The 25,926-nt window shown below is 37.1% G+C and carries 20 protein-coding genes, 3 tRNA genes and 1 other RNA gene; 3 read left to right on the top strand and 21 right to left on the bottom strand.

Translation table 11 applies throughout. The annotated features are described in order from the left end of the window. Window positions 1-84 precede the first annotated feature (84 nt). From recO to rng, 20 genes are all read right to left on the bottom strand, one after another. Window positions 85-807, bottom strand: a complete 723-nt coding sequence (gene recO, locus BMX01_RS02130; protein WP_064082859.1) for a DNA repair protein RecO — start codon at window positions 805-807, stop codon at window positions 85-87. A 15-nt stretch (window positions 808-822) separates the two neighbouring features. Then, the gene (gene era, locus BMX01_RS02125) at window positions 823-1,731 is read right to left on the bottom strand and encodes a GTPase Era (protein WP_126497622.1); all 909 of its coding nucleotides are present in this window, start codon (window positions 1,729-1,731) and stop codon (window positions 823-825) included. 82 nt (window positions 1,732-1,813) lie between these two features. Continuing rightward, entirely contained in the window at window positions 1,814-2,482 is a 669-nt protein-coding gene (gene rnc, locus BMX01_RS02120) for a ribonuclease III (protein ID WP_064082857.1), read from the bottom strand. A gap of 11 nt (window positions 2,483-2,493) precedes the next feature. Next, on the bottom strand, window positions 2,494-3,453 hold the full coding sequence (gene lepB / locus BMX01_RS02115; RefSeq protein WP_074647665.1) for a signal peptidase I: 960 nt from the start codon (window positions 3,451-3,453) through the stop codon (window positions 2,494-2,496). Between the two features lie 84 nt (window positions 3,454-3,537). Continuing rightward, window positions 3,538-5,331 carry a translation elongation factor 4 gene (gene lepA, locus BMX01_RS02110; RefSeq protein ID WP_064083049.1) on the bottom strand — a complete coding sequence of 598 codons (1,794 nt, stop codon included), beginning with the start codon at window positions 5,329-5,331 and terminating at the stop codon, window positions 3,538-3,540. Between the two features lie 156 nt (window positions 5,332-5,487). Beyond that, window positions 5,488-6,936, bottom strand: coding sequence for an alanine/glycine:cation symporter family protein (locus tag BMX01_RS02105; RefSeq protein WP_064082855.1), 1,449 nt, complete (start codon window positions 6,934-6,936; stop codon window positions 5,488-5,490). A gap of 81 nt (window positions 6,937-7,017) precedes the next feature. Beyond that, a complete protein-coding gene (locus tag BMX01_RS02100; protein WP_064082854.1) occupies window positions 7,018-8,010 on the bottom strand; it encodes a nickel/cobalt transporter in 993 nt (330 codons plus the stop codon). After that, complete coding sequence (locus BMX01_RS02095) at window positions 8,001-8,645, bottom strand: DUF1007 family protein (protein ID WP_064082853.1); 645 nt, start codon at window positions 8,643-8,645, stop codon at window positions 8,001-8,003. Before BMX01_RS02095 ends, BMX01_RS02100 begins: the two co-directional genes overlap by 10 nt. Window positions 8,646-8,705: 60 nt before the next feature. Further along, window positions 8,706-9,088: RNase P RNA component class A (gene rnpB / locus BMX01_RS02090), an RNA gene on the bottom strand. A 175-nt stretch (window positions 9,089-9,263) separates the two neighbouring features. Further along, window positions 9,264-9,337: transfer RNA gene (locus tag BMX01_RS02085), tRNA-Cys, on the bottom strand. A gap of 7 nt (window positions 9,338-9,344) precedes the next feature. Then, window positions 9,345-9,420, bottom strand: a tRNA-OTHER gene (locus BMX01_RS02080). Window positions 9,421-9,630: 210 nt separating this feature from the next. Further along, entirely contained in the window at window positions 9,631-11,055 is a 1,425-nt protein-coding gene (gene lpdA / locus BMX01_RS02075) for a dihydrolipoyl dehydrogenase (RefSeq protein ID WP_064082852.1), read from the bottom strand. Window positions 11,056-11,121: 66 nt separating this feature from the next. Continuing rightward, on the bottom strand, window positions 11,122-12,678 hold the full coding sequence (aceF, locus tag BMX01_RS02070) for a pyruvate dehydrogenase complex dihydrolipoyllysine-residue acetyltransferase (protein WP_064082851.1): 1,557 nt from the start codon (window positions 12,676-12,678) through the stop codon (window positions 11,122-11,124). Between the two features lie 78 nt (window positions 12,679-12,756). Further along, a complete protein-coding gene (gene aceE / locus BMX01_RS02065; protein ID WP_064082850.1) occupies window positions 12,757-15,414 on the bottom strand; it encodes a pyruvate dehydrogenase (acetyl-transferring), homodimeric type in 2,658 nt (885 codons plus the stop codon). A 338-nt stretch (window positions 15,415-15,752) separates the two neighbouring features. After that, a complete protein-coding gene (pyrD, locus tag BMX01_RS02060) occupies window positions 15,753-16,760 on the bottom strand; it encodes a quinone-dependent dihydroorotate dehydrogenase (RefSeq protein WP_064082849.1) in 1,008 nt (335 codons plus the stop codon). Between the two features lie 123 nt (window positions 16,761-16,883). Next, window positions 16,884-17,834, bottom strand: a complete 951-nt coding sequence (locus BMX01_RS02055) for a ribose-phosphate pyrophosphokinase (protein WP_074647662.1) — start codon at window positions 17,832-17,834, stop codon at window positions 16,884-16,886. Window positions 17,835-17,864: 30 nt separating this feature from the next. Further along, complete coding sequence (ispE, locus tag BMX01_RS02050; RefSeq protein WP_064082847.1) at window positions 17,865-18,713, bottom strand: 4-(cytidine 5'-diphospho)-2-C-methyl-D-erythritol kinase; 849 nt, start codon at window positions 18,711-18,713, stop codon at window positions 17,865-17,867. Beyond that, window positions 18,714-19,343 carry a lipoprotein insertase outer membrane protein LolB gene (gene lolB, locus BMX01_RS02045; protein WP_064082846.1) on the bottom strand — a complete coding sequence of 210 codons (630 nt, stop codon included), beginning with the start codon at window positions 19,341-19,343 and terminating at the stop codon, window positions 18,714-18,716. Between the two features lie 143 nt (window positions 19,344-19,486). Beyond that, on the bottom strand, window positions 19,487-21,235 hold the full coding sequence (msbA, locus tag BMX01_RS02040) for a lipid A ABC transporter ATP-binding protein/permease MsbA (protein ID WP_064083269.1): 1,749 nt from the start codon (window positions 21,233-21,235) through the stop codon (window positions 19,487-19,489). A 69-nt stretch (window positions 21,236-21,304) separates the two neighbouring features. Next, the gene (gene rng, locus BMX01_RS02035; RefSeq protein ID WP_064082844.1) at window positions 21,305-22,780 is read right to left on the bottom strand and encodes a ribonuclease G; all 1,476 of its coding nucleotides are present in this window, start codon (window positions 22,778-22,780) and stop codon (window positions 21,305-21,307) included. Between the two features lie 293 nt (window positions 22,781-23,073). On the opposite strand from rng, the gene cmoB reads away from it, so the two are divergent. Together cmoB and BMX01_RS02025 are read left to right on the top strand one after the other, a co-directional pair. Beyond that, window positions 23,074-24,036 carry a tRNA 5-methoxyuridine(34)/uridine 5-oxyacetic acid(34) synthase CmoB gene (gene cmoB, locus BMX01_RS02030; RefSeq protein WP_064082843.1) on the top strand — a complete coding sequence of 321 codons (963 nt, stop codon included), beginning with the start codon at window positions 23,074-23,076 and terminating at the stop codon, window positions 24,034-24,036. A 27-nt stretch (window positions 24,037-24,063) separates the two neighbouring features. Beyond that, the gene (locus BMX01_RS02025; protein WP_064082842.1) at window positions 24,064-24,360 is read left to right on the top strand and encodes a hypothetical protein; all 297 of its coding nucleotides are present in this window, start codon (window positions 24,064-24,066) and stop codon (window positions 24,358-24,360) included. 113 nt (window positions 24,361-24,473) lie between these two features. Here BMX01_RS02025 and mltA read toward each other — a convergent pair whose 3' ends face one another. Further along, window positions 24,474-25,574 (bottom strand): murein transglycosylase A, encoded by a 1,101-nt coding sequence (gene mltA / locus BMX01_RS02020; RefSeq protein ID WP_064082841.1) that lies wholly within the window; start codon window positions 25,572-25,574, stop codon window positions 24,474-24,476. Window positions 25,575-25,780: 206 nt separating this feature from the next. On the opposite strand from mltA, the gene BMX01_RS02015 reads away from it, so the two are divergent. Beyond that, window positions 25,781-25,857, top strand: a tRNA-Met gene (locus tag BMX01_RS02015). The last annotated feature ends 69 nt before the right edge of the window (window positions 25,858-25,926 follow it).

Here is a 25,926-nt window from a genome sequence, read left to right as displayed (position 1 = left end):
TATATACTCAGCCGCAATATGGCTTATCAATAATAACTGACTGCTAAATTTAGCTATAATCAAAAAATCGACATTCTTCAATCATTAACTACTTTTTAATTTATGAGGGAGGATCGCTTGAAATAACTCGCGACTTTTTAATGGTTGTGAGCCTAAATAAGGTCTAAGCGCAATACGCGTAAAACGTTTAGCCGCTTGTAAGGTATCAGTATCAGAAAAATCGGCTTTCTCAAAGGCTAATAAATCTTTGCCACAAAAAGTATAATGATTACGTAATAATGAAGCAAAGAAACCTTTATTTTCAGAAAATTGATAATACATACCCGCATCAATTGGTTGCCCCGTGGCTGCACAAATCGAAAAATTAACGCCATAGCCCAATGCTTTTAGCAGGTGAAACTCAAAAGTACGTAGTGTGACTTGTAACTTTTCTGGCTGTGTGGCTAGCTGTGTTATACATTGAAGATAGTGCTGAAATAGCGCTGTATAAGCGGTCTGATTTTCTAATACTCTTATCAAAATTTCATTTACATATAAGCCGCTATATAATGCGGTGTGATGCATAGGCAACGTCAGTGCTGCAGGCTCTGCTTTCGTTAATACTTTTAAATCGCCTTTACCGCTCCAACGTAATAGTAGTGGCGTAAACGGTTGAAGTACGGCTTTTAATGGTGAGCGTACTCGTTTGGCACTTTTAGCTAATAAAGTAATGCGCCCGTGTTGCTCTGTGAAAAAATCAACTAATAGACTTGTTTCACGGTATTCTCGTCGATGGAGAACAAAGCCTCGTTGCCATTGTTCAATCATATTACATATTGTTAGCTATTCATCCATATAGCCTAGGCTTCTTAGCGCACGCTCATCATCAGCCCATCCTGCTTTTACTTTAACCCAAAGTTCTAAATGAACTTTATTATCAAATAGGCGTTCCATATCAGCACGTGCTTCTATACCAATTGTCTTAATTTTCTGTCCTTTAGCGCCAATAACCATTTTTTTCTGGCCTTCACGTTCAACTAAAATCAAGCCATTAATTTCATAAGTACCACGCTCATTCAATTTGAATTGTTCTATTTCAACAGTAACAGAATAAGGCAATTCTTCACCAGTAAACCGCATTAATTTCTCGCGGATAATCTCTGATGCCATAAAACGCTGTGACCGGTCCGTAACATATTCTTCAGGGAGATGATGTACTCCTTCACGCAAGGATTTACGCACAATTTTTTGCAAAATATGGACATTTTTACCTCGTTGTGCCGAAATAGGTAAAATTTCAGCAAAATCAAATTTCTGAGATAACGCAGTAATATGTAGCAGCAGCTCATCTTTTTCTTTAATGTTATCTACTTTATTGATTGCAAGGACTACCGGAGCTTTAGCAGTCCGTAATTTATTTAATACCATTTCATCGTCATCTGTCCATTTAGTCCCTTCTACGACAAAAATAATTAAATCAACATCACCTATTGCTGAACTCGCAGCCCGATTCATTAAACGGTTAATTGCACGTTTTTCTTCGATATGTATCCCTGGCGTATCCACATAAATTGCTTGATATTGTTCTTCTGTATGAATGCCCACAATACGATGGCGTGTTGTCTGTGCTTTGCGTGAAGTAATTGAAATTTTTTGCCCTAAAATCTTATTCAATAATGTTGATTTACCTACATTTGGACGCCCCACAATCGCAATAAAACCACAATAGGTTTTTGGTGCTTGTTCTATCATTCTCATTCCTTGTTTTATCACTACAAATAAAGCGTCAATAAATCGACCGCTTACGCTTTAGCATGCTTATTTTTATGCATTGTTATTTGTTTAATTTAAGCAAAATTTGCTCTGCTGCATTTTGCTCTGCTTTACGGCGACTGGTGCCAATGCCAATAAAAATATCAGTAAAAGTCTCAATCTTACAACTGACTTTAAATATTTGGTTATGTGCTTCACCTTTAATATCAAGCACTTCATATCCAGGCAATTTTAAACGACGTCCTTGTAAAAATTCTTGTAAGCGTGTTTTCGGATCTTTTTGTGCATCACCGGGCTTCATTTCATCTAACAAGGTTTGATACCACGCGTAAATTCGCTCGCTCGCCTTATCCATACCTGCATCTAAATAGATCGCCGCGATAATTGCTTCTACACAGTCAGAAAGGATCGATTCACGACGATAACCACCGCTTTTTAACTCGCCTGCGCCCAATTTCATATATTCACCTAAATCAAATTGACGCGCTAAAATTGCTAGCGTTTGTTCTCTTACTAAAGTCGCTCTCATACGGCTTAGTTCTCCCTCATTTGCTTGAGGAAATCTTTCGAATAACGCTTGCCCAATGACATAATTTAAAATTGAATCACCTAAAAACTCTAAACGCTCATTATTCTTAGCTGCCGCACTACGATGGGTTAATGCTTGTAATAAATAATCTAAATTAGCAAACTGATAACCTATTTTTTTTTGTAATCGTTCTATATACATAGTCTTTTAGTTTATTTTATTGCACTAAACATTCGGCTAAAACGTAGCCCTGTGGGTAATTCATTTGCTTTTTTATCTAAACTCAACCAAATAAATGTTGCTTTACCCACAATATTTTGTTCAGGCACAAAGCCCCAAAAACGGCTATCTTCACTATTATCACGGTTATCGCCCATGACAAAGTAATGCCCAGCTGGTACGCTCCATTCTCCTACCATTTGCCCATCTTGACTAAATAAATATGGCTCATAATTAAATGGATAAGGATTATTCAAAATTTGATGCGTAATATCGCCTTTTTCAGTCCGCTCCATTTGCATTTCGTCGTGATAAAAGAATTCTGCATTTGCTTTAGCATCACTGTATGTAAATACATTTTGCTGACCCTCCGCGTGCGTTACAGTTAATTGTTGTGTTTTTGAATCGTATTTGATTTTGTCTCCGCCCACCCCAATCACACGTTTAATATAATCAATATGTGGCTGTTTTGGTGCTTTAAAAACAATCACATCACCTCGTTGAGGATGGCCTATTTCTATTAAAGTGTTTTGCCAAATAGGATCTTTTATGCCATAACTAAATTTATTCACGACTAAAAAATCCCCAACCCGTAACGTCGGCTCCATTGAACCGCTAGGAATCTGAAATGGCTCAAAAATAAATGAACGTAAAACCGTTACAAATAGCAATACGCCAAACAATGACGCCAAAAAATCACCTATAAGTGACGGAGGTTGTATCTCTGCTTTTTCCTCTTCAGTAAGTGGTCGATTTAACTGTTTTTCCTTCCGGTTAATCGCCAGTTTACGGCGAGGTCCGGCACTAAATTTATAGAATGACCAAAAACTGCCACAAATAAAAACTAATGCAACGAGTAAAATAGAAATAGTATTAGGTAATTGCATCAAATCTAACATTTTCCAAACACCATACAAAATAGCAATAAAAATAATTGGCATAATTTGTGCCATCATCAACCTCTTATTAGTCTTAAAGAATTAAAGTTGAGAATTAAGTATGTATAATTTACTCGCTTCTCAACTTTGTTTAGGATTTTAATCTTTACCTACATGTAAAATAGCTAAAAACGCTTCTTGTGGAACTTCTACATTACCTAAGGATTTCATTCGTTTTTTACCCTCTTTTTGTTTCTGTAGTAGTTTTTTCTTACGGCTCACGTCACCGCCATAACATTTCGCCAATACGTTTTTACGTAATTGTTTTACTGTTGATCGGGCAATAATATGATTACCAATCGCAGCTTGAATTGCAATGTCAAATTGTTGACGTGGGATAAGTTCTTTCATTTTTTCTACTAACTCACGACCACGATATGCTGCATTATCTTTATGAACAATCAATGCCAAAGCATCTACTCGTTCACTATTAATCATAATATCTACACGCACCATATCTGCCGTTTGGAAGCGCTTAAAACTATAATCTAATGAAGCATAACCGCGTGAAGTAGATTTCAGACGGTCAAAGAAATCTAAAACGACTTCTCCCATTGGGATTTCGTAAGTCAAGGCAGTTTGATTACCATGATAAACCATATTGGTTTGTATACCACGTTTTTCTACGCATAAGGTAATTATATTACCTAAATATTCTTGTGGCACAAGCATATTACATTCAGCAATTGGCTCACGAATTTCATCAATATTACTAATCGGCGGTAATTTTGACGGGCTATCTACGTAAATCGTTTCGCCATTTGTTTGTAATACTTCATAAACTACTGTAGGTGCAGTGGTAATTAAATCAAGATCATATTCACGTTCTAAACGCTCTTGAATGATCTCCATATGTAATAAACCTAAGAAACCACAACGGAAACCAAAGCCTAACGCGGTTGAATTTTCTGGTTCATAAAATAAAGAGGCGTCATTAAGGCTTAATTTGCCTAAAGCATCACGGAAAGCTTCATAATCATCTGAACTAATCGGGAATAAACCTGCATAAACTTGTGGTTTCACTTTTTTAAATCCGGGTAAAACCTCTGTAGCAGAATGGTGTTGATGTGTTAAAGTATCACCTACCGGTGCACCTAAAATATCTTTAATCGCACAAACAACCCAACCCACTTCACCTGTTTTTAATTCTGTCGTATCTACTTGTTTTGGTGTGAAAATACCTAAACGGTCAACATTATACGATTGGCCTGTAGTCATTACTTTGATTTTGTCGCCTTTTTTAATTGATCCATTTTTAATGCGGACTAAAGAGACAACACCTAAATAATTATCAAACCAAGAATCAATAATCAATGCTTGTAAAGGTGCCTCTGGATCACCTTCTGGTGCTGGAATTTTTTTAACAATATCTTCTAAAACGTTCTCAATACCGAAACCGGTTTTAGCCGAGCAATGTACGGCATCAATCGCATCAATCCCAACAATATCTTCAATTTCTTCTGCTACTCGTTCTGGCTCAGCTGCCGGTAGGTCAATTTTATTTAAAACAGGAACAACTTCTAAATCCATTTCAATCGCAGTATAGCAATTTGCAAGTGTTTGTGCTTCTACACCTTGTCCCGCATCAACCACTAATAGCGCCCCTTCACAGGCGGCTAAAGAACGTGAAACTTCATATGAAAAATCAACGTGCCCTGGTGTATCAATAAAGTTTAATTGATAAGTTTCACCATCTTTTGCTTTATAGTGGAGTGTTACTGATTGTGCTTTAATCGTGATTCCGCGTTCACGTTCAAGATCCATTGAATCTAAAACTTGTGCTTCCATTTCACGATCAGATAGTCCACCACAGGTTTGAATCAAACGATCTGATAACGTTGATTTGCCATGGTCAATATGTGCAATAATTGAAAAATTACGAATATTCTGCATTTTCATCGGGCAAGAAATGTCCTATACGGTTATAAATTATTTAAAGGAAAATTAATCGATGGATTTTACTTTAAATCGTTAGATTTGCAAAGAAATTGGATGGAAAAGCGGCCTATTCTGCTGTTTTTTTTGCAAAAAAGACCGCTTATAAATGGATTACTCTCTTTTAGCTTTCCAAATTAATGGATCCACGCCACGATGGATAAGATCTTGATGTTCTTCAATATTAAAGACGGGTTCCTGGCCTGATTTTAATTGGCGTAAATAATCTTTTAAAAGCCGCCAAACAATAGGAGAAAGAATTAAAATAGCAATTAAATTTATTATTGCCATTGCCGCCATTACTGTATCAGCAAAAGCCCACACAACACTCCCATCACGAACCGCACCGAAATAAACAAAAAACAGGACGACTATTCTAAACCCCCAAATAAACCAAGGTTTGTTTTTAATGTAGCGAATATTCGTTTCTGCGTAAGCATAATTGCCAATAATAGATGTGTAACAAAACAGTAATAAACAAAATGCTAAAAAATGTAAGCCAAATTCACCTAAATGAAATGTTAATGCTGTCTGAGTGAGTTCCACACCTTTCAATGTTTCACTGCCATAATTATCTGACATTAAAATAATAATTGCGGTACAAGTACACACCACAATCGTATCTACAAACACCCCTAACATTTGAATAAGCCCTTGACTTACCGGATGTTTTGCATTTGAGGTTGCTGCAGAATTAGGTGCTGAGCCCATACCTGCTTCATTAGAAAATAATCCGCGCTTAATTCCCATTAACATTGTCTTTGAAACAATACTACCAAAGAATCCACCCGCGGCGGCAGAAAAATCGAAAGCGCTATCAATAATATTAGCTAACACGGCAGGAACCGCGTTAATATTCATGCCTAAAATAGCTAAAGCAATAATCAGATAAAATAATGCCATTACCGGTACAATTCTGGCTGAAATAACGCCGATGCGTTTAACTCCGCCTAAAATGATTATGGCGGTTAATACGACTAAAATCATGCCAATATATTCGGCATTCCAATTCCACGCCTTAGTTGTAGCGGCCACAATTGAGTTTGATTGCACCGCATTAAAGGCAAAACCAAAGGTAAAAATTAAGGTAACGGCAAAAATCATTGCTAGTGGCTTAAATTTCAACCCACGTGCAATATAATAAGGGGGTCCACCTCGAAACATGCCATTATGATCGCGTGTTTTATATAACTGCGCTAAGGACGATTCGACAAACGCAGAACTCATGCCCATTAATGCGGTAACCCACATCCAAAAAACAGCACCTGGGCCACCTAATGCAATTGCGGTGGCTACGCCAGCAATATTCCCAACACCTACTCGACTAGCAAGACCTGTTGTAAAGGCTTGGAAAGGCGTTAATGATTCGCCTTTTGTATTCCGACCTCCCCACATTTCTCGTAAACTTCGGGGGAAAAGACGAAACTGTACTAAACCGGTGGTAATTGTAAAGAATAAACCCGCCCCCAAAAGTAATAAGGTGGTTAAATCCCAAAGTGGCCCATCAATTGTCGCGACAATCCATCTTAGTACATCTTCAAAGCCTGAAACAATAAAATCCATTAAAAGCCCTCTAGCTATAACAAGTAATCGTTTGCATTGTAATAATTTTTTGGCATTTAGAATACATTTTAATGAAAAAAATTATCGTTTTAATAAACTTGTTCCCATATTTAGTTCGATAAAACTACTATGGAATAAAGTTATACCTAAAATAATCAATGCACAAGCCGCTATCATTTTTACTCCAGCCGCCCAATAGTGGCCGTGTTGCTCCGAAATATACCAACTGCTTAAACGAATTGCTTTATTACGGGCAACTAACACTAGCCAGGCAAATAGACTTAAGGTTAGCCCTGTTCCAACGGCCATTGCCAATGCAGATAATACGCCCCAACTATATAAATCAAGCGTATAGGCAAGGAATAATACCAAGATTGCGCCTGAACAAGGCCGTGCGCCAATACTCAAAATAATCATTATTTGTGCTTTCCAATCTTTAGCTTGTTGTATTTGGGCAGAAGAGGGTAAATGTTGATGTCCACAACCACAATGCGCTGAATGCGTATGCGTTAATGGTTTTACTTGCGGGCTAATTTTAGTTATTTTGGCAATTTTTTTGATTTTAAGGGTATTTAGCGGTTTTTTTTGTTGCTTAAATAGCTTAAATGACTGATAGCACCAATACACACCTAAGATAATCATTACACTAAAACTACCACGTTCAATCCACTTTAGTGTTAAATTGAAATAATTTCTAGAAAGTGTAAATACAACAATAATAATTGATACTAATACTACTGCGACGATTCCTTGTACTAAAGCCGCTGCTAATGTTAATTTCATTGCTTGATTGAGTTTAGTCGTTTCTAAGGAAAGGTAGCTAGTTAAAATAAATTTGCCATGTCCTGGTCCAACAGCATGGAAAACACCATACAAAAAACTTACAGTAATTAAAGTTAGCCCTGCTTGTTGTTTATGTTCAGTTAATGCATTTAATGATGAAGATAACAGCTGATTAAATTCTTTTTGCCACTCCACCACTTTAAATAGAAAAAAAGGATAAAATTGATAAATACTCAAACCTAATAGTAAAATGATGCTTATTCCAACTAATTCTTTGCTATTTATTCGCATACCACCTCCACAGTTTGAGCAAATTGAGCACCAAGTGAATTATCTTCACCGTCAGGCATATTAGGTTTTTGATTTTTATCTAAACTTGAAGCATATAAACGTAATGAATTGTTAACATTTGGTTGGGTTAATTTCGCTTTACATTCTGAAGAATTAATTGATAAGTCTCGTTGATTATTATACTCCATCGCCATATAGTAACTTGGCTCATAAGTATAAAAACGAATGGCATTATTTTTAAGATCATAAGGTTTACTTAAGTAAAAAGTAATGTAAAACACCACACGATTACCTGCAATCCTAAATGTTGTATTCGAAGGTTTAGCACTAAATTTTAACGGCTGATCTTTGGCATTATATAAATAACTAAAATAGTGATTTTCAATCGCTGTTTGCTCCATTTCAGCCGTAATAGATTTTTTTGCCGCTTGATGATCAGGATTATTTTTAACTTCATAAATCAATTCAGCTGAAGCAATTTCATCCATAGTCCATTCCATCTGAAACCCTTTTAATTGGGTTCCGTCAACTAATACTTTATTTTTCAAATCAACAAAAGAATGCGGATGTGCCATCACTGACAATGGCGCAACTAAACAGAATAGAGGAAACACAACTAATTTAAAGAAGTGCATTAATTATCTCCTTGTAAAAAGCAAAAAGCGAACAGGCGGTCCTATTCGCTTTTTTAAATTGAACTGAGTTAGTCGATAAGCCGAGTTCTGTCGTGGACAATCATTCCTCTAGGCTTGTATTCACACACAAGCTCAAGCAACCTACCCGAATCCTGAACGGGCCACTCATTGGATTCCTATTTGGTCTTGCTACGAGTGGAGTTTACCGTGCCGTGAAATGTTACCATTCACGCGGTGTGCTCTTACCACACCCTTTCACCCTTACCTATTTAATAACAGGCGGTCTGCTCTCTGTTGCACTAGTCGTAGGCTCACGCCTCCCAGACGTTATCTGGCACTCTGCCCTTTGTAGCTCGGACTTTCCTCTCGTCTATTTGTCCCACTAGTTTGTTCTAAAGAACACTTTAGGGCTTCAATAAACCAGTGATTGCCTAACTAACTCAGATAAAGAAGTATAACAGGTTAACAAAATATTGGAAGTGACAACTGATAGCAAAATAAAATTAATTACTCATTTTACAAAAATGATTATTTATAGTCTAATAGGTATTTGAATAAAATGAAATTATATAGGCTCTATAAAAGCTAGGAATATTTAAAATGACTTGGAATAATTAATGGAGGCGTGTACCGGAATCGAACCGATCTACATGGATTTGCAATCCAGTGCATAACCGCTTTGCTAACACGCCATAAGGATGGAGCGGGAAACGATGCTCGAACTCGCGAGCCCAGACCTTGGAAGGTCTGGATCTACCAACTGAGCTATTCCCGCTTTAAATGATTATTTGCAATCAGTAATTATTATTCTACGAATATCTGAATACATGTCAATAATAATTTATTGCTTTAATTTCAAGTGATGAAAAAAAGAACATAATATATTGCTTTTTAAGCTAAACTTATAACATTAAACCATTTTAAATAATAAGCGGTAAGATTAGACAAAAAATTTGCAAAATCTTACCGCTTATTTAATCATAAATTAGCGTTTTTTTGCTTTCGCATTTGGTAAATCTGTAATAGATCCTTCAAATACTTCTGCGGCTAAACCAACGGATTCATGTAAAGTTGGGTGTGCATGAATAGTTAAAGCAATATCTTCTGCATCACAACCCATTTCAATTGCTAAGCCAATTTCTCCTAGTAATTCACCGCCATTTGAACCAACAATTGCCCCACCTAACAAGCGGTGAGTATCTTTATCAAAGATTAATTTTGTCATTCCTTCAGAACATTCTGAAGCAATTGCACGTCCAGAAGCAGCCCAAGGGAATTTAGCCACTTCATAGTTTAATCCTTCTTGTTTACATTCTTTTTCTGTTTTACCCACCCAAGCCACTTCAGGTTCGGTATAAGCAATTGAAGGAATTACTTTTGGATCGAAATAATGTTTTTTTCCTGCAATAACTTCCGCAGCAACATGACCTTCATGTACACCTTTATGCGCTAGCATTGGTTGGCCCACAACGTCACCGATAGCGAAAATATGTGGTACATTAGTACGCATTTGTTTATCAGTATGAATAAAACCGCGTTCATCTACTTCTACGCCCGCTTTACCCGCGTCGATCAATTTACCATTTGGTACACGGCCAATAGCAACTAAAACAGCATCATAACGCTTAGTATCATTACAAGCCTTGCCTTCCATTGAGACATAAATACCATCATCTTCCGCTTTTACTGCCGTTACTTTGGTTTCAAGCATTAATTTGAATTTTTTCTCAACTTGTTTGCTATAAATTGAAACAACATCTTTATCTGCCGCCGGGATAACTTGATCAAACATTTCGACTACTTCAATCTCTGATCCTAGTGATTGATATACAGTTCCCATTTCCAAGCCGATAATTCCACCGCCCATAATTAAAAGTTTTTTCGGAATTTCTTTTAATTTAAGTGCATCGGTAGAGTTCCAAATACGAGGATCCTCGTGTGGAATAAATGGTAATTCAATAGGACGAGAACCCGCTGCAATAATAGCATTATCAAATTTAATTGTCGTCGGATTGCCATCTCGATCACGTACAACTAGGGTATGCGAATCAGTAAATGCTGCTAAACCTTCTATAACCGTTACTTTACGCGCTTTAGCCATACCCGCTAAACCACCCGTCAATTTTGACACTACGGCTTCTTTACCCTTACGGACTTTATCTAAATCAATGATTGGTTCACCAAATGTAATACCATTTTTATCCGCATGTTTTGCTTCTTCAATCACTTTAGCAACGTGTAATAATGCTTTTGAAGGAATACACCCTACATTTAAACACACACCACCTAATGTTGAATAACGTTCAACAATAACCGTTTCTAAACCTAAATCTGCACAACGGAATGCTGCCGAATAACCTGCAGGGCCCGCACCAAGTACGACAACTTGGGTTTTAATTTCTTTACTCATTTTTGCCTCAATTAGTCTTACAAGCGGTCTAATTTGGCTTTTTGCCAAATAGACCGTTTGTTTAAATTACATTACTAAACGACGAATGTCTGCTAATACGCCGTTGATGTAGCTTAAGAAGCGTGCACCATCAGCCCCATCGATTACACGGTGGTCAAATGATAATGATAATGGAAGCATTAAGCGAGGAGTAAACTCTTTACCATTCCATACCGGTAATGTTTCAGATTTAGAAACACCTAAAATAGCGACTTCTGGCGCATTTACAATTGGTGTAAAGTGCGTTGTACCAATACCGCCTAAACTTGAGATAATAAAGCATCCACCTTGCATATCCGAAGCGGTTAATTTGCCATCACGTGCTTTCTTAGATACTTCCATTAACTCGCGAGAAAGTTCAATAATACCTTTTTTATTCACATTTTTGAACACAGGTACGACTAGACCATTTGGTGTATCTACTGCTACGCCAATGTTAATATATTTTTTAAGTGTTAAACGTTGTGCATCTTCAGAAAGTGAGCTATTGAAACGAGGGAATGCTTCTAATGCTTTTGCGACGGCTTTCATAATGAATACAACCGGTGTGATTTTGACGTCTAATTTCTGTTTTTCTGCTAGTTTATTTTGTTCTTTACGGAACTCTTCAAGTGCAGTGATATCAGTACGATCAAAATGCGTTACATGTGGAATCATAACCCAGTTGCGATGTAAGTTTGCACCAGAAATTTTATTAATACGGCTTAACTCAACTTCTTCAACTTCGCCGAATTTGCTAAAGTCAACTTTTGGCCATGGTAATAAACCTAAACCCGCTCCGCTTGCACTTGCTGTCGATCCACCTTGTTGTTCAAATACTTGAACAGCTGTTTTAACGTATGCTTGAAGATCTTCTTTAATAATACGCCCTTTACGGCCTGAACCTTTAACTTTATCTAAATTTACGCCAAATTCACGCGCTAAACGGCGAATAACCGGAGTAGCGTGCGCAAATACTGAACTTGCTTCTACTTGTGCTTGGCTTAAACCTGATTGACCTTGTTCTTTAGCAGACTGAGCTGTAGGCGCAACTACCGCGGTTGGTGCAACAGTTGCAGAAGCTGGAGCCGCACCCGCTACTTCAAATTTCATAATTAATGAACCGGTTGAGACTTTATCACCTGATTTGACTAAAATTTCTTTTACTACACCCGCAAATGGTGCAGGGACTTCCATAGATGCTTTATCACCTTCTACAGTAATTAATGATTGCTCTTCAGTAATTTCATCGCCAACGTTAACCATAATTTCCGTCACGTTTACTTCATCACCACCGATATCAGGTACATTTACTTCAACAATAGCTGATGCTACTGAAACAGCAACTGGAGCTGAAACTTGCGGTGCGGCATCTGCCGTTTCTAACACGAGCATTGCTGAACCAGTCGTGACTTTATCACCCACTTTAACTAATACATGTTTTACCACGCCCGCTTCAGGTGCTGGCACTTCCATTGAGGCCTTATCACCTTCCACATTAATAATTGATTGATCAATTGTAATAGTATCGCCAACATTAACCATTACTTCTGTTACGGTAACTTCATCGCCACCAATATCTGGCACATTAATTTGTTTTGACATTTTTATATCCCTTCGTTCCGAATTAAGCAAGCGGCCATATTTGTAAAAATATTATAATAATGGCCGCTTCAAAGTTTATTAAGCGTATAATGGATTAATACGATCTACGTTTAAGCCGAATTTTTTGATTGCTTCTTCAACAACTTTAGCATCTACCGAGTCTTCTTTCGCTAGTTGTGCTAATGCAGCAACTACAACATAATGTTCATTAACTTCAAAATGTTCACGTAAATTTGCACGGCTATCAGAACGACCAAAGCCATCCGTACCTAACACATGATAGTGTCTAGTTGGGACATAAGCACGGATTTGCTCTGCGTATAATTTCATGTAATCCGTTGATGCAACCGTTGGTAAATCAGCTAATACTTGACCAACATATGGAACTCGTGGAGCCTCCGTTGGATGTAATAAATTCCAACGTGCACAATCTGCGCCATCACGGCCTAATTCATTAAATGAAGGTGCTGAGAACACATATGAAGTAATGCCATACTCTTTCGCAAGAATTTGTGCTGCTTCACGAACATGACGCATAATTGCACCAGAACCTAACAATTGTACATGGCCTTTGCCTTTCTTACCTTCAACCGTTTCAAATTTATACAATCCTTTACGGATACCTTCTTCAGCACCGCTAGGCATTGCTGGCTGTTCAGTAACTTCATTTAAAGTGGTAATGTAATAGAATACATCTTCTTGTTTCTCACCATACATACGGTTAATACCATCTTGTACAATAACCGCAACTTCAAAAGCAAATGATGGATCATAAGTCACACAGTTCGGAATAACGCTCGCTTGAATATGGCTGTGACCATCTTCATGCTGTAAACCTTCGCCGTTTAATGTTGTACGGCCAGAAGTACCCCCGATCATAAAGCCTCGAGCTAATTGGTCGCCCGCTAACCACATCATATCGCCAACGCGTTGGAAACCAAACATTGAATAATAAATGAAGAAAGGAATCATTGGTTGGTTACTTACAGAATAAGAGGTTGCTGCAGCTACCCAAGAAGATGTCGCACCTAATTCATTAATACCTTCTTGTAAAACTTGACCATCTTTCGCTTCACGGTAATAAGCAACAAGATCTCGATCCGAAGGCACATAGTTTTGACCATGTGGATTATAAATACCAATTTGACGGAATAAACCTTCCATACCAAAAGTACGCGCTTCATCAGCAATAATTGGTACAATTGTTTTACCAATATTTTTATTTTTTAATAATGTATTCAACACACGACTAAATGCCATAGTAGTTGATATACCACGCGGTTGTGCTTCTAATAATGCTTGAAATTCTTCTAATGCAGGCACCTGATAATCAATATTAAACGCTTTACGACGAACTGGCACATAACCATTTAAGGCTTTACGATGAGCATGTAAATATTCATACTCCGCTGAGCCTTCTGAAAATTTAATATATTCTAAATTTTCTACTTGTTCATCCGTTAATGGTAATTCAAAGTAGTCACGGAATCCTTTAAGGCTATCATAAGACATTTTTTTCGATTGATGAGCCGTATTCTTACTTTCTGCTTCTGGAATCTTATAGCCTTTTACTTGATGAGCTAAGATAACAACTGGTTTCGTTGCATGTTGCGCTTTAGCATATGCTGCATAAAGTTTTTCACTATCGTGCGCTCCACGACGTAATTCCCAAATTTCATCATCAGACATATCTGCAACTAATGCGGCTGTTTCAGGATAACGACCGAAGAAATGTTCACGAATGTAAGCACCATTTTTAGATTTAAAGGTTAAATAATCACCATCTAATACTTCCATCATTAACTGTGTTAACTTACCTGAAGTATCTTTTGCGAATAATTTATCCCAATTACTCCCCCATAATACTTTAATAACTTCCCAACCAGCACCAACAAATAGTCCTTCTAGTTCTTGAATAATCTTACCATTACCATTAACTGGGCCATCTAAACGTTGCAAGTTACAACTGATTGTAAAAATTAAGTTATCTAACTTCTCACGTGCTGCAAAAGTTAATGCCCCTTTAGACTCAATTTCGTCCATTTCACCATCGCCTAAGAATGCATAAACTTTTTGATCTGCCGTGTCTTTTAAACCACGGTTTTCAAGATATTTTAAGAAACGTGCTTGGTAAACTGCATTAACAGGGCCTAATCCCATTGATACGGTTGAGAATTGCCAGAATTCAGGCATTAGTTTTGGATGTGGATATGAAGATAAACCATCAATAAATGCTTCTTGACGGAAGTTATCCATTTGTTGTTCGCTAAGGCGACCTTCTAAGAAAGCACGCGCATAGATACCTGGTGCAGCATGACCTTGTGAAAAAATTAAATCACCACCATTCTTATCTGTTGCTGCTTTGAAAAAGTGATTGTAACAAACTTCATACATTGTTGCTGCAGATTGGAATGTTGAAATATGACCGCCTAAATCAAGATCTTTTTTCTGACTACGTAAAACCATTGCGATAGCATTCCAGCGAACAGCCGAGCGAATACGATGCTCTATCGCGTGATCCCCCGGATACGCTGGTTGTGCCGATACAGGGATCGTATTTACGTATGCTGTTGTTACACCTGATTGAACAGGCACGCCTCCCGCACGAGCTTGATTTAATAATTCATCAATAATAAACTGTGCACGTTCAGCACCTTCAACACGAATTAATGAGTCTAATGATTCAAGCCACTCTTTCGTTTCAAATGGGTCTACATCTCTTTCTAACGCTGACATAGGTTGTCCTTATCTTAAATATAATTATAGTAGTGATAAGTTCTTAAACTTATCGGTTGATGAAATAATGCACATTCAATTTACTAGCTTTAAGAAAAAACACACCAATTACTTTAAATAGAGTGTGAAAAATTATCATCTAATAAATTGAACATCTTCATGATATCTAGTTGATACCAAACAGATTTTTAAAATTTATAAAAAAATAAAAATAAAATTTGCAAGATAAGATAGCAAAATTGCCCTATTTTGTCCATTTTTTACTAACTAAGTGTTAACGCTAATCAGGTTACAAAGCGGTATAATCCACTAAATTAATCCCTCAATATACTGTATTACTATCTTAAGATGATCTTTTTAGCTAATTCTTGGATCAAGGTTGGGCCTTGATAAATCATTGCTGAATATAATTGCAATAAATGAGCACCTGCATCTATTTTCTGTTGTCCAGAATCAATAGAATGAATACCACCACTGCCAATAATAGGTATTTTTCCATTTAGTTCTTTTGCTAACGTACTGATTAATTTCGTGCTCAATGTATGTAATGGTTTACCGCTTAATCCGCCTTGTTGATGAGCATAATTAAGTCCCGCAACATTTTCACGAGAAAGCGTTGTATTTCCTGCAATTACACCGTCCATTTGATGCCGAATAAGACTATCGGCAATTGAAACAATTTCTTCATTGGTTAAATCAGGCGCAATTTTTAAAACAAGCGGTTTATATTGATTAAATTTTTTTGCCAATTTTGCTTGCTCTGTTTTAAGTTCAGCTAACAAATGATCGAGTGCTTCACCATACTGTAAAGCGCGCAGATTATGCGTATTGGGCGAAGAAATATTGACCGTAATGTAATCGGCATATGAATAGACTTTATGCAAACAAATTTGATAATCATCTAATGCATTTTCAATCGGTGTAGTTGCATTTTTACCGATATTAATACCTAAAATACCATCATAACTAGCCTTTTTCACGTTCTCTACTAATACATCAACACCTTGATTATTAAAGCCATTTCGGTTAATGATTCCTTCTGCTTCCAAAATACGAAACTGACGTGGCTTATTATTACCATCTTGGGCTAAAGGCGTTACTGTGCCAACCTCGATAAAGCCAAATCCTAATTTAGCAAAGCCATCTATTGCTTCACCATTTTTATCTGCACCTGCGGCTAGACCAATAGGATTTTTAAATTTCAATCCCATGACCTCTACAGGATTTAGCGTTGTTGAACATAAACTAAAAGGTAATTTACCCATCAGTTTTAATGCTTGAATAGAAAAATAGTGTGCTGTTTCTGCTTCCATTGAAAACAATGCTTTTCGAATCAAAGAATACATATGTTATACCTATAGAAAACCAAATTTTAACGAAATTATGCCTAAAATTAACCGCTTAATTCTACACTATACGCAATAAACAAAAGCCCAATCTTTCGATTGGGCTTTACTTGTCAAATGTAATTATGCATCAAACATTGCCGAAATAGATTCTTCATTGCTAATTCGGCGAATAGCTTCAGCAAGCATGCTTGATAATGTTAATACGCGTACTTTATTTAATGCCTCAATTTCATCAGATAATGGAATAGTATCGGTTATAACCACTTCATCAAGTGCTGGATTAGCTAAATTATTAGCTGCGGAGCCAGAAAAAACTGCATGCGTTGCATAAGCAAATACTCGACGAGCACCGCGATCTTTTAACGCTTCGGCTGCTTTAACTAAAGTACCACCGGTATCAATCATATCATCGACTAGAATACAATCACGATCCGTTACATCACCAATAATATGCATCACTTGCGAAACATTCGCTTTAGGCCGACGTTTATCAATAATCGCCATATCAGTATCATTTAACAATTTAGCCACAGCACGTGCACGTACTACCCCGCCAATATCTGGTGACACCACGATTGGATTTACCAAATCTTTTTTCTCAAGAATATCATCAATTAATACAGGCGAACCAAAAACATTGTCAACAGGTACATCAAAGAAACCTTGAATTTGTTCTGCGTGCAAATCACAGGTTAATACACGATCAACACCTACACTAGAAAGAAAGTCTGCGACTACTTTAGCCGTAATGGGTACACGCGCTGAACGAACACGACGATCTTGACGAGAATAACCAAAGTAAGGTATCACAGCAGTAATCCGCCCCGCTGAAGCACGGCGTAACGCGTCAACCATCACGATCAATTCCATTAAATTATCATTAGTGGGTGCACAAGTTGACTGGATAATAAATACATCTGAACCGCGCACATTTTCATTAATTTGTACTTGAATTTCACCATCACTAAAACGCCCTACTGTTGCATTTCCTAAAGAAATATAAAGGCGTTCTGAAATACGTTTTGCAAGTTCTGGTGTTGCGTTACCCGCAAACAGTTTAATATCTGGCATTGGAATTGATCCTTGAGTTTACTAAGGCAATTAAGAAAATAAGTTTAATTTTTTATGTAACGGAGAAATGTTTTGCCCTTTTGCAATAAAACCGTACATATTATGGGGTCTACAATTAAAGACTTTTTCAGCTTCTGCTTTCGAAGCGAATTCAGCAAAAATACAAGCGCCTGTACCCGTCAATCGAAACGGTGCATATTGTAATAATTCTTGAATAAGATCTTCAACCTCTGAATAATGTTCCCTCACAACTTTTTCGCAATCGTTTCCCCAATCTTCTGCTAATAATACTGACAAGCTACGCTTTGGTGTATTGCGTGGTAACTTCGGATCTTTAAAAATCGAAGACGTTTCAATTGAAATATTTGGTTTTAATACTAGATACCATTTTTCTGGTAATTCGCAAGGCGTCAAAATCTCACCGATACCTTCTGCAAAAGCGGCCTTACCTACCACAAAAATCGGCACATCCGCCCCTAAAGATAAACCTAATTCCGCCAATTGTGCTAATGAAAGCCCTGTCTGCCATAAATAATTAAGTCCAACCAATACTGTAGCCGCATTAGAAGAACCACCGCCAACGCCACCGCCCATCGGTAAATATTTAGCTACTGCAATCTTAGCGCCTTGCTGACAAGCAGTCTTTTTCTGTAATAATTTAGCTGCACGATAAATTAAATTCTCTTCTGTCGCAACACCTGCAATATCATTGACTAACTCAATTGTGGAATTTGACGTTGTTATGCTTATGTCTATTTCATCACCAACATCTAGAAATTGAAAAAGCGTTTGTAGTTGATGATATCCATCTGCTCTTCGTCCATTTATATATAAAAAAAGATTCAATTTAGCGGGACTAGGTAAAATTATTCTGTTCATTTAATAATTCCAATGATCAAGACGAATTTTTAATGTTTGTTGACCATTTTCAAGTACAATTAATTTAGGTAAATACGGCACCCGATTTTCATGATATTCAACATAACGAGCTTGCCAAATTTGTTGATTGATTGGATAACTAAATTGAGAAAGTTGACGTTTTTCATTCACAATATAGTTCCCCTCTTGTGCTGGCTGACCTTTTACCCAATATGCAAATTGGTCAATTGGAAATGACACGCCTATAATTTCTTGCATTAGTGCGTGTATATCTGCTTCAGTACGAGAATAACCTTCACTATCTGAAACGGTCAATCCTTGATGACTTCGCTGTAATTTCAACAATTTAGTGGACAAATTTGACGATAACGCTAAAGTAAAATCTATTGGTGTTTTATATTGCCAATCAAAATGAGCAGAAAAACGCTCTGTAGGAGAAATATAGCCAAATTGACCTTTAACTTCATAATTTTTAATTTCGGCTAATTGCTTTAAATGTTGTTGCCAAGCAGGATCGGTATGTTCTATTTGGTATACTGGCTTTTTCACTTCTGTCGGTGCATTTAATACCGAATTACAACCGCTTAACACCATAGCTATCAGAGAAAATAACAGCGTACTTTTTTTCATATATTTACCTTTAATTAATAAGATCCTTCTTATTCTAAGCAAGAATCGGTACATTATTACTAAAAACTTGCAAAATGGGGCAAATAATAGCCCGCTTAGTAACGCAAAAGCCTCCATAAATGAGGCTTTCTATTTAATGGCGATTACTCACTAAACTGCATACTATACAGTTGTTTATAAGCACCGCCTTTCGCTAATAATTGTTCATGTGAACCCCGTTCAACAATCTTACCTTGATCGACCACTAAAATTTCATCTGCTTTTTCAATAGTAGACAAACGGTGCGCAATCACTAACACTGTTTTATTTTTTTGCAACGCTGCCAAAGCGGATTGAATGGCGCGTTCTGATTCAGTATCAAGTGCAGACGTTGCTTCATCTAACACTAGAACAGGTGCATTACGTAATAATGCGCGAGCAATGGCTAAACGTTGGCGCTGACCACCTGATAAACTTGCGCCATTTTCACCAATTACAGTATCTAAACCCTGTTCTAATTTTTCGATAAACTCCATTGCGTGAGCCGCTTGTGCTGCTGCAATAATTTGTGCTCGGCTATATTTATCTTTTGCTGCATAAGCAATATTATTCGCAATGGTATCATTAAATAAGTGAACTTGTTGTGAAACAACAGAACATTGCTCGCGCAAGTTTTCTAAGGTATATTCTTCAATATTAACACCGTCAAGCAGAATTTGCCCTTCATTCACATCGTAGAAGCGGGTTAATAAACTAGCAATTGTTGATTTACCCGAACCTGAACGTCCCACTAATGCAACGGTTTTGCCTTGTGGAATAGTAAATGAAACTTGATTCAATGCCCGCTCTTCTTTACCTTCATAACTAAAAATAACATTATCAAATGTAATACAACCTTGTGCTCGTTCAACCTGCTTAGTGCCATTATTCTTTTCGGTTTTTAAATCTAAAAACTCAAATAATGTTTGACATGCTGCCATGCCGCGTTGAAATTGAGAGTTGACACTGGTTAACGATTTTAAAGGACGTAACATAGCCATCATTGATGAAAAGACAACCGTAAAAGAGCCGGCAGTTAAATTTTCACTCATAACCTCAGGGAAAGTAGCAACATAAAGCACTGCTGATAGCGCTAAAGAAGCAATTAATTGCACTAAACCATCAGATATGCCATCGGCAGAGACTATTTTCATGCCTTTCCGGCGCATATTATTACTGACTCGATCAAAACGTGCTTTTTCAATTTTTTGCCCACCAAATGAAAGAACAACTTTATGCCCCTTTAACATTTGCTCAGTTGTGACTGTCAATTCTCCCATCGAATTTTGAATATTACGGCTCAAAATACGAAAACGATTTGAAACAATACTAATTAAAAATGCGATAATGGGTGCTAATAGAAATAAAACGATAGATAGCTGCCAACTGGTATAGACCATCACAGCAAATAAAGAAATTAAATAAGCACCTTCACGAACAATAGTGACTAATACGTAAGAAGATGAACTCGCGACCATTTCTGTATCATAAGTTACTCGAGAAAGTAAACGCCCTGTAGGATTTTTATCAAAGTAGCTGACGGGCATATACATCAAATGTTGGAAAATATTACGCCGTAGCGTCATTACGACTTTACCAGAAACCCAAGATAAACAATAACTTGCGATATAATTAGACACCCCTCTCAGCAAAATAAATAGCATAACTAATATTGCCACTTGTTTAAGAAAGGCATTATCTGCTTTACCAAATCCATCATCTAATAATGGCTTTAATAAATAAATTAAACTAGAATCTACTAATGCGTTTAAAATCAATGCAACAGAAGCTGCAATTAACCCCCACTTGTAATTCCGAATAATCGGAAATAAACGTTTAAATGTTTTAATAATTGAAAGATATGTTTCTTGCATAAATGATAAATTCTTCAGAAAATTAGTCATGATTGTACATTGATTTATTTGAAATACCAAATGGATTGGTTACATGACGACCACATCAAACTGATCTTGATGATAATAAGGCTCTAATTTAATTTCTACTTTTTTACCAATAAACGCTTCTAATTCTGCTAATGACGCGTGTGTTTCTTCATTAATTAAATATTCCACGACTTCTTTTGAAGCATATACACGAATTTTTTCTGAGCTATACGAATAATGCACGCGCACAATTTCGCGTAAAATTTCATAACAAACCGTTTCAATCGTTTTAACCGTACCACGCCCATTACATACCGGACAATCACAACATAATACTCGCTCTAAGCTTTCACGCGTGCGTTTACGGGTCATTTCTACCAATCCTAATTGGGTAAAACCATTGACATTCGTTTTAACACGATCATTTTTTAATGCTTCTCGTAGCACTTCCAATACGCGTTCACGATGTTCTTCTTGCTGCATATCAATAAAATCAATAATGATAATGCCCCCTAAATTACGCAACTGTAATTGATGTGCGATTGCTTGGGTTGCTTCAATATTAGTGTTGAAAATTGTATCCGCTAAATTACGATGGCCAACAAATGCGCCGGTATTAATATCAATCGTAGTCATTGCTTCTGTTTGTTCAATAATTAAATAACCACCTGATTTTAAATTAACACGTTTATCTAATGCTTTTTGAATAGCTTCTTCTACACCATAAGTATCAAATAAGGTATGTGAGCCATTATATAAAGTAACGCTTTCTGTTAATTCTGGCATAAATTCATTTAAGAAATCCGTCACTTGTTCAAGTGTTTGTTTTGAATCAATCCGAACAGCACTAATTTGTGTTCCGACAAAATCACGTAATATACGTTGGGCAAGTGCTAACTCACCATAAAGCATTGAACGTGCCGGATATTTTGCTTTACGTTCTAAAATTTTACGCCATAAGCGTTTTAAAAAAATACTGTCTTGGCGCAAGCTTTCTTCTGAAACATCTTCTGCTGCAGTACGAATAATAAAACCGCCGAGTTCATCACAATGGGGTTCAACTAACGCTTTTAAACGATTACGTTCTTGCTCACTTTCAATCCGTTGTGAAACACCTACGTGGCTATTTTCCGGCATAAAAACTAAATAGCGTGATGGCAAAGTAATATCGGTTGTTAAGCGAGCGCCTTTGGTCCCTAATGGGTCTTTAACGACTTGCACAATAATATCTTGTCCTTCGCGAACTAATTCTGCGATATCTTTTACTACAAATTGCTTTTTTTCACTTTCATCAAGACATTCTGTATGTGAAACGATATCAGAAGCATGTAAAAATGCCGCCTTTTCCAAGCCAATATCAACGAAAGCGGATTGCATACCTGGCAAAACTCGTGTCACGCGTCCTTTATAAATATTGCCGACCAAACCTCGTTTCGCTTCACGCTCAATATGTAGCTCCTTCAGCAAACCATCTTCAACTAAAGCAACTCGGGTTTCACTGGGTGTTACATTCATTAATAATTCTGCGCTAGTCATTCTTTTCTCAAATCTAATTCAAATACTGTGTTAAATTTTATCACTTAGCGCGTTAAAAACACAAAACAGAAATCACATAAGCGCTCAATTTTTAGAGAAATATTGCAATTTTTTTACTTACTGAATGAATTTTGCTAGAATTAACAACCTTTTGAGCAATAATTACTCAATGCTTATCCCAACGTATAAATGGCAAAAGTAAACCCTATTGCTAAATAATCTAATTTTTTCAGGCAGTTATGCCTTTTTTATTCACAATAATCCTAACATTATTTTAGTAAAGAAAAACCAGTATGATCGACTTTCGCCCTTTTTATCAACAAATTGCAACCTCACCTCTTTCTGCTTGGTTGGAAACACTGCCTTTACAATTGAAGCAATGGGAAAAAACCGCGCATAGTGATTATGCTAAATGGGCAAAAATTGCAACATCTATGCCTACTTTCCCCACGTCTATTAATCTAACAGACAAAGTAGAAGCGGTGTTGGCAGAAGCACTTCCAGAAGGTGAAAAGCAATATTTAATTTATCGTTTAAAACAATTAATGCCTTGGCGTAAAGGTCCTTATCATTTACATGGTGTTCATATAGATACAGAATGGCGGTCAGATTTTAAATGGCAGCGCGTATTACCGCATTTAGCCCCCTTGAAAGATCGCACCATTTTAGATGTAGGCTGTGGTAACGGCTATCATATGTGGCGTATGGTTGACGAAGGCGCCCAAATGGTAGTCGGCATTGATCCAACTGAACTGTTTCTTTGCCAATTTGAGGCGGTTCGCCAATTACTTGGCAATGACCGTCGCGCTAACTTAATTCCACTCGGTCTTGAACAAATGCAACCGCTTGCTGCTTTTGATACTGTTTTCTCTATGGGGGTGTTATATCATCGAAAATCACCGCTCGATCATCTTTCACAGCTAAAAGCACAATTAGTTAAAGGTGGCGAATTAATTCTTGAAACCTTAATTATTGATGGCGATATTAATGATGTTCTTACCCCCGCAGATCGCTATGCTAAAATGAAAAATGTTTATTTCATTCCTTCAGTTGCCGCATTGATTAATTGGCTAAAGAAAATCGGTTTTAAAAATGCGCGTTGTGTAGATCAATCCGTAACCACTTTAGCGGAACAACGCAAAACTGAGTGGTTAGAAAATGAAAGCTTAGTTGATTTTTTAGATCCAAGAGATCAGCGTAAAACAATCGAAGGATTGCCTGCACCAAAACGTGCCGTTATTCTCGCTAATGCCTAACTATAACAATATAAAGTGGAAAAAATAATGGAAAATCCATTTACTGCGGAGTGGACGCGCAAACAACAAGTAATGTGTTTAGGCCATTGGATTATTCACTACAATGGAAAGCTAATCGATCTGCCCAAAGAACGCTATGATAGCAATATGGGCACCAAAGGCATTTATAATTATATTGATCCTGAAGACGAGCTATATTTAGACGGTTTAGATGAAGATGAATGGATTGTTGAAAACATTGAATGGCTAAGCGATCTATTCATTGCGGAAAATATTCCAATTGAAGAACAAACTATGCGCTATTTCTATCAAGCCGTGCATTAGCAAGACTGGCGTTGCGGATCTTGTGGCGGTTGTATTAACGCACTTTAAAGCGCATATAAGCAGTCTAATTTCGCTAAAATTAGCAAAATCGACTGCTTATTTAAACTAACAAATTAATTTAATACCCAAACACGCCCATAATGTTTCATTAAGCCAGCTTGATGACCAGCACGCTCACCAATGCCTTGGTATAAATCAAAATGTTGACCTTTTACTGCCCCACCAACATCTAACGCCACCATCAAACGCATTTCGTGCTTACCGGTCCAATTACCATGATGATCAATCAAAGGCATTTCTACTAACAACACACTGCCTGAAGGCACTAAACTTTTATCTGATGCCACTGAAGCTAGCGCGACCAAAGGCACACCTGCCGAACCTTTTACCTGCCCTGTCGGATCATGTTTAAAGAAGACATAAGATGGATTACGTTCTAATAGACCTTGTATTCGATGCGGGTTCTTTTTGCCCCATTCACGAATGGCTTGAATAGACATTTTTTCTTTAGCAATTTCACCATCTTCTACTAACAAGCGCCCAATACTTTTATATTTATGGCCATTTTGACCCGCATAAGCAAAATAATTTAAACGCCCATCACCAAAATTAACATAACCACTACCTTGTACACCTAATAGAAAGTTATCTAACAATGAATCGCTATAGGCTAACTCTAAACTTTTACCGGCTAATGCCCCGTAATAAATTTCAGCACGCGTTAGCCGTTTTTGTTTAGGCATCGAATAAATCGGGTGTTTATATTTACCTTGTGGTGAACGGCGTGCATTAATAACCGGTGAATAATACCCTGTCATTAATACATTCTGGAAGCCATCTTCACCACGCATTTGTAAAGCATTAATGTTATAATGATTCAACTCTGAAATATTACCGCCTGCCGCAATCCAAGCGGATACTTTGCCATAAGTACGATCATAGCGACCGGTAATATTAGTTGCATAAGCCCGAACATTATTTAACTGCTTTAAAAAATCTTGAAAATTCACAACCGGACTCTTTGCCACCACAGTTGGCACTCTAACAAAATTGTAAAGGCTAAATTGACGATCAGTATAAACAGCACCTAATTTTGCATGTTCAAGTTGCTGATCATTCGTCAGTTTATGAGCCCCATGCTTAGCAGAACATCCGGCAATTAATGTAGCGATCACAGCAACTTTAAACCAACTTTTAGTTACGTTCCAATTCATCATAATCCCTAACCCAAACTCTCTCTAAACTGAATAAATTTAAAAGATATTAGGTTAACAAAATTTAATTCAAAATGATACCCATTTTTTCACCGTATTTCCTTAGAAAAAGCAAACAATATTTGGCATAATTTCATAAAAACAAATTATTTTCATAAAATTACTTGCAATTATCTGAAAATATTTATATTATATCTACTCACAGACGCGGGATGGAGCAGCTTGGTAGCTCGTCGGGCTCATAACCCGAAGGTCGTTGGTTCAAATCCAGCCCCCGCAACCATATTTCAGCCCTCGATTTTATCGAGGGCTTTTTCATATTTGCCATATCACTTATTATTGCTTGCCTTAC

It is taken from the genome of [Haemophilus] ducreyi (assembly GCF_900109315.1).
GTDB classification, from domain to species: Bacteria; Pseudomonadota; Gammaproteobacteria; order Enterobacterales; family Pasteurellaceae; genus Haemophilus_B; species Haemophilus_B ducreyi.
The sequence above is the reverse complement of the archived record's forward strand: the minus strand, read 5'-3'. Positions and strand labels throughout refer to the sequence as shown.

Bases quoted from the DNA above. Each gene is read 5' to 3' on its own strand.
- BMX01_RS02055 (WP_074647662.1), bottom strand. From the start codon at position 17,834: ATGCCAGATATTAAACTGTTTGCGGGTAACGCAACACCAGAACTTGCA.
- msbA (WP_064083269.1), bottom strand. From the start codon at position 21,235: ATGCAAGAAACATATCTTTCAATTATTAAAACATTTAAACGTTTATTT.
- lolB (WP_064082846.1), bottom strand. From the start codon at position 19,343: ATGAAAAAAAGTACGCTGTTATTTTCTCTGATAGCTATGGTGTTAAGC.
- ispE (WP_064082847.1), bottom strand. From the start codon at position 18,713: ATGAACAGAATAATTTTACCTAGTCCCGCTAAATTGAATCTTTTTTTA.
- cmoB (WP_064082843.1), top strand. From the start codon at position 23,074: ATGATCGACTTTCGCCCTTTTTATCAACAAATTGCAACCTCACCTCTT.
- era (WP_126497622.1), bottom strand. From the start codon at position 1,731: ATGATAGAACAAGCACCAAAAACCTATTGTGGTTTTATTGCGATTGTG.
- lepA (WP_064083049.1), bottom strand. From the start codon at position 5,331: ATGCAGAATATTCGTAATTTTTCAATTATTGCACATATTGACCATGGC.
- rng (WP_064082844.1), bottom strand. From the start codon at position 22,780: ATGACTAGCGCAGAATTATTAATGAATGTAACACCCAGTGAAACCCGA.
- BMX01_RS02100 (WP_064082854.1), bottom strand. From the start codon at position 8,010: ATGCGAATAAATAGCAAAGAATTAGTTGGAATAAGCATCATTTTACTA.
- aceF (WP_064082851.1), bottom strand. From the start codon at position 12,678: ATGTCAAAACAAATTAATGTGCCAGATATTGGTGGCGATGAAGTTACC.
- mltA (WP_064082841.1), bottom strand. From the start codon at position 25,574: ATGAATTGGAACGTAACTAAAAGTTGGTTTAAAGTTGCTGTGATCGCT.
- lpdA (WP_064082852.1), bottom strand. From the start codon at position 11,055: ATGAGTAAAGAAATTAAAACCCAAGTTGTCGTACTTGGTGCGGGCCCT.
- lepB (WP_074647665.1), bottom strand. From the start codon at position 3,453: ATGGCACAAATTATGCCAATTATTTTTATTGCTATTTTGTATGGTGTT.
- BMX01_RS02025 (WP_064082842.1), top strand. From the start codon at position 24,064: ATGGAAAATCCATTTACTGCGGAGTGGACGCGCAAACAACAAGTAATG.
- BMX01_RS02105 (WP_064082855.1), bottom strand. From the start codon at position 6,936: ATGGATTTTATTGTTTCAGGCTTTGAAGATGTACTAAGATGGATTGTC.
- recO (WP_064082859.1), bottom strand. From the start codon at position 807: ATGATTGAACAATGGCAACGAGGCTTTGTTCTCCATCGACGAGAATAC.
- pyrD (WP_064082849.1), bottom strand. From the start codon at position 16,760: ATGTATTCTTTGATTCGAAAAGCATTGTTTTCAATGGAAGCAGAAACA.
- aceE (WP_064082850.1), bottom strand. From the start codon at position 15,414: ATGTCAGCGTTAGAAAGAGATGTAGACCCATTTGAAACGAAAGAGTGG.
- BMX01_RS02095 (WP_064082853.1), bottom strand. From the start codon at position 8,645: ATGCACTTCTTTAAATTAGTTGTGTTTCCTCTATTCTGTTTAGTTGCG.
- rnc (WP_064082857.1), bottom strand. From the start codon at position 2,482: ATGTATATAGAACGATTACAAAAAAAAATAGGTTATCAGTTTGCTAAT.